Consider the following 12,182-nt stretch of genomic DNA (forward strand, 5'->3'; position numbering starts at 1 on the left):
GCCATGAAGCGCTTTCGGCCGGGAATCGTGCCAACGCTGGTGGTGGCGCTGTTGCTGCCGCTGTTGGTGTCTTTGGGGTTCTGGCAATTAAGCCGGGGCGCGGAGAAAAGCGCGCTGCTGCAAACCTACGCAGAGCGCCGGGCCGCCGAGCCGATGGCCAGCACCGAACTGCAACACACGACAGATCCGGCCTTCCGTCGGGTTCACCTGTACGGTCAGTTCGATGCTGAACACAGCCTGCTGCTGGACAACAGTCAACGCAACGGCAAGGTTGGTGTCGAGCTGTTGCAACCGTTTCACGATCAGGCCACCGGGCTTTGGCTGCTGGTCAATCGCGGCTGGCTGCCGTGGCCGGAGCGCCGCACACCACCCCAATTCAAGACACCCACTGAAGTGGTCAGCCTCGACGCGTGGGTCTACGTCTCCCCTGGTGCGACGTTCCAATTGCACGCAGATCCCACAACGTTGACATGGCCAAAGCTGATTACGGCCGTTGAACCAACCAGACTCTGGACTGCACTGAACCGCGAAGGCTTTGCCTACGAAGTGCGCGCCGAAACCGGCCCCGCCACTTATCAGGCCGACTGGCCGGTGGTGGTCATGGGGCCGGAAAAACACATCGCTTATGCCGTGCAGTGGTTCGCCATGACGATCGCCCTGTTCGGCCTTTATCTCTATCTCGGCTGGCACAACGCAAAGGAGAAACACCATGGGAGCGGCCATGAATCCACCCAGCATGTCTGAGGCGAAACCGTCGGTGAACCGGCGCAAGGGCCGCTTGCAACTATTGCTGATCCTGCTCGGGGTGATCGGTCCGATGATCCTCGCCACCGGCATGTACAAGCTGAATTTCTGGGTGCCCGAGGGCCGCAGCTATCACGGCGAACTGATCGGTAACGGCCAGACCCGTGCCGACATCGGCGTGCAGGCTCAGGAGGATCGCTGGCAGATACTGGTAACGGCGCCCAAGGATTGTGCGGTGGACTGCCAGCAACTGGTGTATCTGGCGCGGCAGATCCAGATCGGCCTTGGCCGCGATGCGTCCCGCGCCAGCCATGCGTTGGCCGCCGCGCAGACGCTGAACAGCGATTACGAGACTAAACTTCAACGCGAGTACCCGCAGTTGCAACGCTATTTGCTGGACTTGCCGACCTACACTAAAGGGGCTCAGAGCAATGACGCACCGCACCTGTGGATCATCGACCCTCATGGCAACCTGGTGCTGCGCTATGACCCGTCGGTGAAGGGTAAGGACCTGCTCAACGACCTGCGTCACCTGCTGAAACTGTCGAATATCGGATAAGGGCATCGTCATGGCCAAACCTGGATTTCGCCTCGCGTTGTTTGCCACCTTGCTGGCACTGATTGTGGTGTTGCTCGGCGCCTACACCCGCCTGACCCACGCGGGCCTCGGCTGCCCGGACTGGCCCGGCTGCTACGGCTTCATCAGCGTGCCGAAAAGCGAAGTCCAGCTGGCCCATGCCCAATTGCATTTCCCGGACACTCCAGTCGAGGCCCATAAGGGCTGGAACGAGATGATCCACCGTTACTTCGCCGGCACGCTGGGGATATTGATCACGGTGTTGGCCGGCCGCGCGTGGTTGCATCGCCGTCATCCGGGACAACCGGTGAAGTTGCCGTTGTTTTTGTTGGCGGTGGTTTTTGGCCAAGCCGCGTTCGGCATGTGGACAGTAACGCTCAGGCTCTGGCCGCAGGTGGTTACCGGGCATTTGCTGGGCGGTTTCGCGACCTTGAGCCTGTTGTTTCTGCTGACCTTGCGCCTGTCCGGCGTACTGCCGGCGCTGACCGTGCCGCGACGCCTGCAGCACTGGGCGACGGCCGGACTGCTGCTGGTGATCGGGCAAATCGCCCTCGGTGGCTGGGTCAGTTCCAATTACGCCGCCGTGGCCTGTATCGACTTTCCTACTTGCCACGGCCAATGGCTGCCGCCTGCCGACTTCGCCAATGGCTTTCACCTGACCCAACACATCGGTCCGAACTATCTCGGCGGGCAACTGGACAGCGATGCCCGTACGGCCATTCACCTGACTCATCGCATCGGTGCGTTGCTGGTCACCCTGGTGTTGCTCGGTCTGGCCTGGCAATTGAAGGTTGTCGGCATGACGCGCCTGGCAGGCCTGGTGCTGATCGCCCTTGGCGCACAAATCACCCTGGGCATCAGCAACGTGCTGTTCCATCTGCCGCTGGCAGTGGCCGTCGCGCATAACGCGGGCGGCGCGGCGCTGTTGCTGACCATGGTGCTGGTCAATTACCACGCCCGAACCAGTCTGGTCCGGGTCAAGCAGCCAACGCGCTGGCACTTCAGCCCGCGTAAACACTCAGCCGGGCCCATAACAATAAAAGGAGAGATGCCGTGGCGATTCTGATCGGCGAACGTCCCAGTCAGGCGATCTGGCGTGACTATCTGGAGTTGACCAAACCCAAAGTCGTGGTGCTGATGCTCATCACTTCACTGGTGGGGATGTTCCTGGCGACCCGTGCCGGCGTGCCATGGACGGTGCTGATTTTCGGCAACCTGGGCATCGCTTTATGTGCCGGTGGCGCAGCGGCGGTCAATCATGTGGTTGACCGGCGCATCGATGCAATCATGGCGCGCACCCACAAACGGCCGCTTGCCGAAGGCCGGGTTTCGCCGACCGCCGCGCTGACGTTCGCGCTGGTATTGGCGGCCCTCGGGCAAGTCATGTTGCTGACGTTTACCAACCCGCTGACTGCGTGGCTGACCCTCGCCTCGTTGCTCGGCTACGCGGTGATCTACACCGGATTTCTCAAGCGCGCGACCCCGCAGAACATTGTCATCGGAGGTCTGGCCGGTGCGGCGCCGCCGTTGCTTGGCTGGACCGCCGCCACCGGTCACGTCAGCGCCGAACCGTTGCTGCTGGTGCTGATCATCTTCGCCTGGACCCCGCCGCACTTCTGGGCACTGGCGATCCATCGCAAGGAGGAGTACGCCAAGGCCGACATCCCGATGCTGCCGGTCACCCATGGCGTGCACTACACCAAGGTTCATATCCTGCTGTATACCTTCGTGCTGCTCGCCGTCAGCCTGATGCCTTACGTCATCCACATGAGCGGCACGCTCTACCTGGCGTGTGCGCTCGGGCTGGGCGCGCGGTTTCTGCATTGGGCCGTAGTGCTGTACCGTGGCACTCGGCCGCACGCGGCGATCAACACGTTCAAGTACTCTATTTACTACTTGTTCTTGCTGTTTATCGCCCTGCTCGTAGACCACTACTTACTGTTGAACCTATGACTCGAACCCAGAAAACCGTCTTCATTCTCGTCGCCCTGGTCGCACTGATCCTGGGCCTGACCGTCAACAAGGTGCTGTCCGGGAAGAGTCAGGGCGATCCGACAGCGTTGATCGACGCCGGAATCATCTTGCTGCCGCAGAGCCGTAATCTGCCGGACGTGACGATGACCAATCAGGACGGCCAGCCGGTCGCGATCAATGAATTGAAAGGCAAGTGGAGCTTGCTGTTCTTCGGTTACACCTTCTGCCCGGACATCTGCCCGACCACCCTCGCCCAGCTGCGACAGATCAAAAGTGAACTGCCGCCTGAGGCTGTGGATAAATTGCAGATCGTGCTGGTCAGCATCGACCCCAATCGCGATACGCCCAAGCAGCTCAAGCAGTACCTGGGTTACTTTGATCCGCAGTTCATCGGCCTGACCCCGGCGTCGGCCGAAGAGCTGCAGACGATCGCCAACGCGGTAAGCATTCCATACATTCCGGCGGACACCAGCAAGCCGAACTACACCGTCGACCATAGCGGCAACCTCGCGGTGATCGGCCCGGATGGCACCCAGCGCGGCTTCATCCGCGCGCCGTTGAATAATGCGAAGCTGGTGGCGCAATTGCCGGTGATGCTCAAACGCAACTAAGCGCCACAAACCCTCTGTAGGAGCGAGCTTGCTCGCGATGGAGTGTCAGTCGACATCACAGTGGCTGACACACTTTCGCGAGCAAGCTCGCTCCTACAAGGGGCGGACATCCGGCACAAAAAAGGGGCGCATTGAATGCGCCCCTTTTTTGTTGCATTTTGTCGATCAGAACGCCGGCACTACCGCACCTTTGTACTTCTCGAGAATGAAGGCCTTCACTTCCGGGCTGTGCAGGGCAGTCACCAGCTTCTTCATCGCTTCGCTGTCCTTGTCCTCCGGACGAGCCACCAGGATGTTCACGTACGGCGAGTCGCTGCCTTCGATGAACAGCGCGTCCTTGGACGGATCGAGCTTGGCTTCCAGCGCGTAGTTGGTGTTGATCAGCGCCAGATCGACCTGGGTCAGCACGCGCGGGATGGTGGCGGCTTCCAGTTCGCGGATTTTCAGGTCCTTGGTGTTATCAGTGATGTCCTTGACGGTCGACAGGATGTTGTTCGAATCCTTCAGCTTGATCAGCCCGGCCTTGGCCATCAGCAATAGCGCACGGCCGCCGTTGGTGGCATCGTTCGGGATCACGACGTTGGCGCCGCCAGGCAGTTCGGCAATGGTCTTGTACTTGCTGGAGTAAGCGCCCAGGGGCTCAAGGTGCACGCCGGCCACGGAAACCAGGTGGGTGCCCTTGGCCTTGTTGAACTCATCCAGGTACGGCTGGTGCTGGAAGAAGTTGGCATCCAGGCGTTTTTCCGCGACCTGCACGTTCGGCTGGATGTAGTCGGTGAATACCTTGACCTTCAGGTCCACGCCTTCTTTGGCCAGGGCCGGCTTCACGAATTCGAGGATCTCGGCGTGTGGTACCGGGGTGGCCGCGACGGTCAGGGTTTGCGCATGGGCAGAGAACGCGGCAACGGCCGCGAAGGCCACGAGTAGTTTTTTCATTCAGCTAACTCCTTGTGCGGCGCCGGTTTCCGGCGCCTGCCAGCGAATGGCCGGCTCATGTCTTATTTACGGGAGAAATGCACAACCAGTTTGTCGCCAACGGTTTGCAGTACCTGGACCAGTATCAGCAGCAACACCACCGTCACCACCATCACATCGGTCTGGAAGCGCTGGTAACCGAAGCGGATCGCCAGGTCACCCAGGCCACCGGCGCCCACGACACCGGCCATTGCCGTGTAGGACACCAGTGTAATGGCCGTCACCGTAATCGCCGCGAAGATGCCCGGACGAGCCTCTGGCAACAACGCATTGGTGATGATCTGCCGCGTGGTCGCGCCCATGGCCTGGGTCGCCTCGATGATGCCGCGATCCACTTCACGCAGGGCAGTTTCCACCAGACGGGCGAAGAACGGCGTGGCACCTACCACCAGCGGCGGGATCGCACCGGCAACACCCAGGGATGTGCCGGTGATCAACACGGTGAACGGAATCATCACGATCAACAGGATGATGAACGGCAGCGAACGCAGAACGTTCACCACCAGTGACAACATCGCGTAGACGCCTTTGGCTTCCAGCAACTGGCGCGGACTGCACAGGAACAGCAGCACACCCAATGGCAGGCCGAGCAGCACGGTGAACAACAGCGAACCGCCGAGCATCAGCAGGGTGTCGCAGGTGGCCAGCCAGATTTCGAACCAGTCGATATTGGCAAAGAAACTTGTCAGGGCTTCCATTAGCGCAGCACCTCCATGTGAACGTCGGCCGCGGTGAAGCAGGCGAAGGCCGCTTCCATGTCACCGCCGGTCACGGCCAGGGTCAGTTGCCCGTATGGGACTTCTTTGATGCGGTCGATACGACCGGCCAGGATGCTGTAGTCCACACCGGTTTCCCGGGCGACGGTGCCCAACAATGGCGCGTAGGTCGCTTCGCCCTGGAAGGTCAGACGCACGATGCGACCCGGCACGTGAGCGAAGTCATCACGCTGTTCGCTTTCGTCGATCTGCTCGTCTTCCTGCACAAAACGCTTGGTGGTCGGGTGCTTCGGATGCAGGAACACCTCGGCCACCGAGCCTTGCTCGACAATCACGCCAGCGTCCATCACTGCCACCTGGTCGCAGACCCGGCGGATCACGTCCATCTCGTGGGTGATCAACACGATGGTCAGTTTCAGCTCGCGATTGATCTCGGCCAGCAACTGCAACACCGATGCGGTGGTTTGCGGGTCAAGGGCGCTGGTGGCTTCATCGCACAGCAGGATTTTTGGCTTGGTCGCCAGGGCGCGGGCAATGCCGACACGCTGCTTTTGTCCGCCGGACAATTGCGCCGGGTACTTTTTCGCGTGGTCGGACAAGCCGACCCGCGCCAGCAACTCGGCCACGCGCGACTCGATCTCGCTGCGCGACAGCTCGCCGGCCAGGGTCAGTGGCAGCGCGACGTTGTCGGCGACAGTCTTGGAGGCCAGCAGGTTGAAGTGCTGGAAAATCATCCCGACCTGCTGACGGAAGCGGCGCAGGCCATTGGCGTCGAGCGCGGTGACTTCTTCACCGTCGACGGTGATCTTGCCGCCACTGGCGTTTTCCAGGCGATTGATCAGACGCAGCAGGGTACTTTTTCCTGCACCGGAATGACCGATCAAGCCGAAAACCTGCCCGTTCTCAATCGTCAGACTGGTCGGATGCAGAGCGGGGATTTCCTTACCGGCGACGCGGTAGGTTTTATGGACGTTTTGAAACTCGATCACGTAGCGAACCTTGTGGGGCGCGTTAGAAAAGGATCAGCGGTTAGCCGGGCGCGCATTTTAGCCTGTCCGTATAGAGGTTCTTAGCATTTATTTCGCATTTGTCCTGTCATTTGGCAATAACGCGATCAAAGGTCTGAAAAAAGGAACGGCTAAAGAGGCTCACTCAAGGCCGAAGGCAAATCCGATCTGGTGGGCAGCATCGGGTTTGGGGCCGGTAGGCGAAGGCCAAGGCGATTCTGGCCTGAAGATCTGCGGAGCTAGAGCGACCGCCATCGCGAGCAAGCTCGCTCCCACAGTAGAGAAGTGTTGGTCACAAAATGTGTGGGCAACCCGAAACCCTGTGGGAGCGAGCTTGCTCCGGGAGGCGTTCCGACGATGCTTTTAAGATTTGCGAGGACTCAGAACCATCTGCGCCGGAACACTGCGTAAAATCTGCCGCTCAAGCTTCAGATCAAACTCGGGATCGAGCTTCTTCACCCGTTTGGTCAGCAAATTTGCCAGCCAAGGGTAATCATTGGTGCGCGGTGCCTGAATGCTCACGTCGCATTGAAAGTTCACCACATCGGCGGCAATGGCATCCAGTTGGCGACGCAGTTTGCCCATATCGTTGATATTCAGCACGACCGTGGTGCTTTCAGCCGTCAGGTCGATAACCTTGGCTTTTGGCCTGGCTTCGGCAGCCTTGAGGGCGGCTTCGGCTTTTTCCAGTTCGGCCTTGCGCGCCTGGGCAATCGAGCCGTTGACTCCGCCGGTCAGTGCCGGAGCCTTGGGCATCAACGCGCGGGCACGGCTCAAGGCGGTCGCGGCGGCATCCACATCACCCTTTTGCAGCACGATCTGGCTGCGGCGCAGATAGGCTTCGGCCAGTTGCCGCTGGTATTGCTCAAGGGAAGCATCGTTGGGCGATTCGGCCTGCAGGGCTGCCAATTGGTCTTCGGCAATAGCCAGTTCATCGCTGGCGATGTTTTGTTCCAGCTGTACGATGGCCGTGGCCCGCGCATCGGCGGCCTCGGTGGCCGCCGGTGGCGTGCTTTGGCAGGCGCCCAGCAGCAAAGAAAATGCGACAAGGAGCAGATAACGGGAGGCGAACGACTTCATTCCTGCGACTCTCTATTTGCGCAAAAAACGAGCAAGTCTACACCCCTCGACGGGGCAGAACAAAACTCAGCAGAAACAGCGCGGCGGCCGTCACTACAATCGACGGGCCGGCCGGGGTGTCCTTGAACCAGGACAGCGCCAGCCCGCCACACACGGCGAGTATGCCCAGCAGGCTCGCGCCCAGTGCCATCTGCTCCGGCGAGCGGGCGTGACGTTGCGCCGCAGCCGCGGGGATGATCAGCAACGAAGTGATCAACAACACGCCGACGATTTTCATCGCCACGGCGATCACCACGGCGATCAACAGCATAAGGGCCAGGCGCAATCCCGCCACCGGCAGGCCTTCGACCCTGGCCAGTTCTTCATGCACCGTGATCGCCAGCAATGGGCGCCACAACGTCACCAGCAAGACCAGTACCGCAGCGCTACCGCCAAGAATCCACGCCAGATCGGTTGGACTGATCGCCAGCAAGTCGCCGAACAGATAGGCCATCAGGTCGATCCGCACTTCGTGCATGAAGCTTAGTACCACCAGGCCCAGAGACAGCGTGCTGGGTGCGAGAATTCCCAAAAGTGTGTCGGATGCCAGCGGCTGGCGTTGTTGCAATGTCACCAGCAACACTGCCAACAGCAAGCAGCCGACGGTGACGGCAACGGTCGGGCTGACATCCAGCAGAAAGCCCAGGGCCACACCGAGCAATGCTGCGTGGGACAGGGTGTCGCCAAAATAGGCCATGCGCCGCCAGACCACGAAAGACCCCAGCGGGCCTGCAACGACGGCCAGGGCCAGGCCTGCAAGCAGGGCGTAGAGCAGAAAATCAGCCATGCTTGCAGCTATCTCCGTGAACATGGGGTTGGCCCGACGCGGGCGCCTTGACTACCGAGCCATGCAAGTCGTGGGCGTGGTCGTGATGGTGGTGATAAATCGCCAGGCTTTGTGCGTTTTTTCCGAACAGCTCGACGAAAGCCGGATCGCCGCTGACCTGTTCGGGATGGCCGGAACAGCAGACGTGACGATTGAGGCAAACCACCTGATCGGTGGTGCTCATCACCAGATGCAAATCGTGGGAGACCATCAGCACGCCGCAACCGTGACGGTCGCGCAGTCGGGTAATCAGGCTGTACAACTCAGCCTGGCCGGCCACATCGACACCCTGCACCGGTTCGTCCAGCACCAGCAGTTGCGGTTCGCGCAACAAGGCCCGGGCCAGCAATACGCGTTGCATTTCGCCACCGGAAACGCTTTGCACCGGGCTGTCGATCACCTGTTCGGCACCGACTTCCTTGAGTGCCGCCAAAACCATCGCACGGTCCACACCCGGCACCAGGCGCAAGAATCGCAGGACCGATAGCGGGAGGGTTGGATCGACGTGAAGTTTTTGCGGCATGTAACCGACCCGCAGTTTCGGCTTGCGCCATACGCTGCCGCTGTCCGGTTTCAACAGGCCGAGCACGGCACGCACCAGTGTGGTCTTGCCGGCGCCGTTGGGGCCGATCAGGGTAACGATCTGCCCCGGTTCGACGCTCAGTTCGATGTTGTCCAGCACCGGTTGCCCGGCGAACGTGACAGCAACCTGCTCAAGACGGATCAGCGCGTTGCTCATCAAGCCCCCTGGCAACCCGAGCAGAGACCGATCACTTCGACGGTCTGGCCTTCGACGATAAACCCGACATCCCCGGCGCTGGCGATGATCGCGTCGCTGATGGATTTTTGTTCGAGCTCGATGGCGGCGTGGCACCCACGACAGATCAGGAACTGCCCCTGGTGAGCATGTTCCGGGTGATTGCAGCCGATGAAGGCGTTGAGCGAGGAGATCCGATGGACCAGGCCGTTTTCCAGCAGGAAATCCAGCGCGCGGTACACCGTCGGCGGCGCGGCGCGGCGACCGTCCTGCTCGCTGAGGACCGCGAGAATGTCGTAGGCCCCCAGGGGCTTGTGGCTTTGCCACACCAGTTCCAGCACCCGTCGGCGCAATGCGGTCAGGCGCAGGCCTTGACGTGCGCACAGGGCATCGGCCTCGGACAAAGCGCTGTGAACGCAATGTGAGTGGTCGTGGGGGCGGCTGGCAATCGGTGTTTTTAGCATGAGCGGCGACGAGTTTTGTGAGAGACGTTATTATGTTACCCGTTCTCGCCTCTTCGAGTGGTCATCGTGTCCCGACTTTTTTCTATCTTTGTCGCATTTGTCGCAAGTTTTCTGCTGATCGGTTCGGCGCAGGCCGAGGTCAAGGTCCTTACCAGCATCAAGCCTCTGCAATTGATCGCCGCGGCGGTGCAGGACGGTGTGGCGATTCCCGAGGTTCTGCTGCCACCTGGAGCATCACCGCATAACTATGCGTTGCGCCCTTCCGACGTGCGCAAGGTGCAATCGGTGGACCTGCTGTACTGGATCGGCCCGGACATGGAAGGTTTCCTGCCACGGGTGCTCAATGGTCGTACGCTGCCCAGCGTCGCCGTGCAGGATTTGCCGGGCATGAAACTGCGCCGCTTCGCCGAAGATAGCCACTCCCACGCCGAAGAAGCCGACGAGCATGACCACGATCACCGCCCGGGCAGCCTGGATGCGCACCTGTGGCTGTCGCCGGTCAACGCCCGGGTCATCGCCACGAAAATGGCGGCTGATCTGAGCGCCGCTGATCCTGACAATGCCGCGCGCTATCAGAGCAACTTGAAGGCCTTCGACGAGCGCCTCGATGCGTTGGACGCGCGCCTGAAAAAACGCCTGGCCGATGTTCAGGGCAAGCCCTACTTCGTGTTCCACGAAGCTTTCGACTACTTCGAAGACGCCTACGGCCTCAAGCACGTGGGTGTGTTCAGCGTCGCGGCCGAAGTGCAACCCGGTGCCCAGCATGTCGCGGCGATGCGCGCGCGGTTGCAAGAAGTCGGCAAGACTTGCGTGTTCAGCGAACCGCCGTTGCGCCCGCGTCTGGCGGAAACTTTGGTGGCGGGTTTGCCAGTGAAACTGGCTGAGCTGGATGCGTTGGGCGGATACACGCCGGCGACTGCCCAGGGGTATGAGCAGGTGCTGGAGAAGTTGGGGAATGATCTGGCGGGGTGTCTGGAGTCGTTGTAGCCGCTGAAACAAAAAGATCGCAGCCTTCGGCAGCTCCTACATCATCGGTCCGTAGGAGCTGCCGAAGGCTGCGATCTTTTGCTTTAAAGGGCGAAAGGCAGAGGCGTATTGACTGTCTGCCGCTGCGCCAGGCGCAACTGGAATTCCATCGGATCGTGAATCAACACATCCTGCCCGGCGAACGATTCCGCGGCGATCAAACGTGACAACCAGAACCGTACGCAAGCCACCCGCAGCATGGTCGGCCACAACTCGGCTTCGGCAGCGGTGAACGGTCGCAAGGCCGCGTAAGCGCCCAGCAAGGCCCGCGCTCGCGGTCCATCGAGCACGCCATCGTCGTCCGAGCACCAGTCGTTCAAGGCAATCGCCACGTCGTAGAGCATCGGTCCGGAGCAGGCGTTGTAGAAGTCGATCAGCCCGGTCAGGTGCGTGCCTTCGAACATCGCGTTGTCGCGGAACAGGTCGGCGTGAATATTTGCCCGCGGCAGTGCCAGGATTTTTTCCTTTTGCCGGGTGATTTCTTCCAGCGCCCGTTGCAGCAGGTCTTTCTGCTCGGTGCCGAGGTGCGAGAGGAACTGCGTGCCTTCTTCCAGCATCCAGTCCAGGCCGCGATCGGTTTTGCGCTTGATCATGTTGGCCTGGGTTGCCAGGTGCAGATGGCCGAGCAACTCACCGACCTGCGCACAATGCTGCGCGTTGGCTTGCTTGATGTGCTTGCCGGCCAGGCGCGGTTGCAGCAACGCCGGTTTACCCGCCAGTTCGCGCAAGGCCACACCGTCGGTGGTGCGCAAGGCGTAAGGCACCGGCAGGTCAGCGCCGTGCAGCACGTCGAGCAGTTCGATGAAGAACGGCATTTCCTGAACCGGACCGCGCTCGACCAGGGTCAGGACAAACTCGCCCTGCTCCAGGCTGATAAAGAAATTGGTGTTTTCGCTACCGGCGGCAATCCCCTGGAAATCAAGCAGGCGGCCGAGGCCATAAGGGGCGAGAAAAGCTTCCAGCTCGGGCCGAGCCAGGGGAGTGAACACAGACATGTTTAAGCTGCCAGTACGGGCGCCGCTGTTGAGCCAGCGCCGATTAAAGTTAGGGACGACTTACCACTTAAAAATTTCCCACGCCGGAATCAGCATATCCGGGTAGTCGGAGCGGATGAAGTTTCCCTCCGAGCCATCCGCGCGCACCAGGAAATACGGCTTGCCGACTTTGGGCGTGACTTTGATCGCATACAGGAAGCCGTTTTGGCGATATTCCTGAATGAGCTTGTCCCCTTCCGTGCGGATCGTGACTTCCGGCTCCGGTGTCGGCGCATCGTCCGCTGCCATGACGGCCAATGGTGCGATTGCAAACAATCCAGCCAGCAACAGGCGATTTAGTGTGCGCATGATAACCTTGTCCCTTTGTCGTCAACGGTCCCGCTATTCTAGC

Annotated in this window: 15 protein-coding genes; 6 read left to right on the forward strand and 9 right to left on the reverse strand. The window is 60.7% G+C overall.

The annotated features are described in order from the left end of the window. Positions 1-3 precede the first annotated feature (3 nt). Genes KGA81_RS05360 through KGA81_RS05380 form a run of 5 tightly spaced genes read left to right on the forward strand, consistent with a single transcriptional unit; the run spans position 4 to position 3,906 of the window. Positions 4-744, forward strand: a complete 741-nt coding sequence (locus KGA81_RS05360) for an SURF1 family protein (RefSeq protein ID WP_223544867.1) — start codon at positions 4-6, stop codon at positions 742-744. Beyond that, positions 710-1,303 (forward strand): hypothetical protein, encoded by a 594-nt coding sequence (locus tag KGA81_RS05365; protein ID WP_223544868.1) that lies wholly within the window; start codon positions 710-712, stop codon positions 1,301-1,303. Before KGA81_RS05360 ends, KGA81_RS05365 begins: the two co-directional genes overlap by 35 nt. Positions 1,304-1,313: 10 nt before the next feature. Continuing rightward, complete coding sequence (locus tag KGA81_RS05370; protein ID WP_223544869.1) at positions 1,314-2,387, forward strand: COX15/CtaA family protein; 1,074 nt, start codon at positions 1,314-1,316, stop codon at positions 2,385-2,387. Then, positions 2,375-3,274 carry a heme o synthase gene (gene cyoE, locus KGA81_RS05375; RefSeq protein ID WP_223544870.1) on the forward strand — a complete coding sequence of 300 codons (900 nt, stop codon included), beginning with the start codon at positions 2,375-2,377 and terminating at the stop codon, positions 3,272-3,274. The genes KGA81_RS05370 and cyoE overlap by 13 nt, the downstream gene beginning before the upstream one ends. After that, positions 3,271-3,906: an SCO family protein gene (locus KGA81_RS05380; RefSeq protein ID WP_223544871.1), complete on the forward strand. Its 636-nt coding sequence runs from the start codon at positions 3,271-3,273 to the stop codon at positions 3,904-3,906. The genes cyoE and KGA81_RS05380 overlap by 4 nt, the downstream gene beginning before the upstream one ends. A gap of 165 nt (positions 3,907-4,071) precedes the next feature. On the opposite strand, the gene KGA81_RS05385 is transcribed toward KGA81_RS05380, so the two are convergent. The 7 genes from KGA81_RS05385 to zur form a co-directional block, all read right to left on the reverse strand. Further along, positions 4,072-4,842, reverse strand: a complete 771-nt coding sequence (locus KGA81_RS05385) for a MetQ/NlpA family ABC transporter substrate-binding protein (RefSeq protein WP_223544872.1) — start codon at positions 4,840-4,842, stop codon at positions 4,072-4,074. A 62-nt stretch (positions 4,843-4,904) separates the two neighbouring features. Next, entirely contained in the window at positions 4,905-5,579 is a 675-nt protein-coding gene (locus KGA81_RS05390) for a methionine ABC transporter permease (RefSeq protein WP_218431445.1), read from the reverse strand. Next, positions 5,579-6,586, reverse strand: a complete 1,008-nt coding sequence (locus KGA81_RS05395) for a methionine ABC transporter ATP-binding protein (RefSeq protein ID WP_223544873.1) — start codon at positions 6,584-6,586, stop codon at positions 5,579-5,581. Before KGA81_RS05395 ends, KGA81_RS05390 begins: the two co-directional genes overlap by 1 nt. 381 nt (positions 6,587-6,967) lie before the next feature. Then, positions 6,968-7,684: a PA5502 family lipoprotein gene (locus KGA81_RS05400; protein WP_223544874.1), complete on the reverse strand. Its 717-nt coding sequence runs from the start codon at positions 7,682-7,684 to the stop codon at positions 6,968-6,970. 37 nt (positions 7,685-7,721) lie between these two features. After that, positions 7,722-8,510, reverse strand: a complete 789-nt coding sequence (gene znuB / locus KGA81_RS05405) for a zinc ABC transporter permease subunit ZnuB (RefSeq protein WP_223544875.1) — start codon at positions 8,508-8,510, stop codon at positions 7,722-7,724. Continuing rightward, positions 8,503-9,288, reverse strand: a complete 786-nt coding sequence (gene znuC, locus KGA81_RS05410) for a zinc ABC transporter ATP-binding protein ZnuC (protein WP_223544876.1) — start codon at positions 9,286-9,288, stop codon at positions 8,503-8,505. The genes znuB and znuC overlap by 8 nt, the downstream gene beginning before the upstream one ends. Continuing rightward, the gene (zur, locus tag KGA81_RS05415; RefSeq protein WP_223544877.1) at positions 9,288-9,770 is read right to left on the reverse strand and encodes a zinc uptake transcriptional repressor Zur; all 483 of its coding nucleotides are present in this window, start codon (positions 9,768-9,770) and stop codon (positions 9,288-9,290) included. The genes znuC and zur overlap by 1 nt, the downstream gene beginning before the upstream one ends. Before the next feature lie 57 nt (positions 9,771-9,827). Here zur and znuA point away from each other — a divergent pair, with 57 nt between their 5' ends. Then, entirely contained in the window at positions 9,828-10,757 is a 930-nt protein-coding gene (znuA, locus tag KGA81_RS05420) for a zinc ABC transporter substrate-binding protein ZnuA (protein ID WP_223544878.1), read from the forward strand. Between the two features lie 83 nt (positions 10,758-10,840). Here the strand turns inward: znuA and KGA81_RS05425 are convergent, their stop codons facing one another. Together KGA81_RS05425 and KGA81_RS05430 are read right to left on the reverse strand one after the other, a co-directional pair. After that, on the reverse strand, positions 10,841-11,791 hold the full coding sequence (locus KGA81_RS05425) for a homoserine kinase (RefSeq protein WP_223544879.1): 951 nt from the start codon (positions 11,789-11,791) through the stop codon (positions 10,841-10,843). A 60-nt stretch (positions 11,792-11,851) separates the two neighbouring features. Continuing rightward, complete coding sequence (locus KGA81_RS05430) at positions 11,852-12,139, reverse strand: DUF2782 domain-containing protein (protein WP_223544880.1); 288 nt, start codon at positions 12,137-12,139, stop codon at positions 11,852-11,854. Positions 12,140-12,182: the final 43 nt, after the last annotated feature.

Source organism: Pseudomonas sp. A-B-19 (assembly GCF_019947515.1).
Lineage (GTDB): Bacteria > Pseudomonadota > Gammaproteobacteria > Pseudomonadales > Pseudomonadaceae > Aquipseudomonas.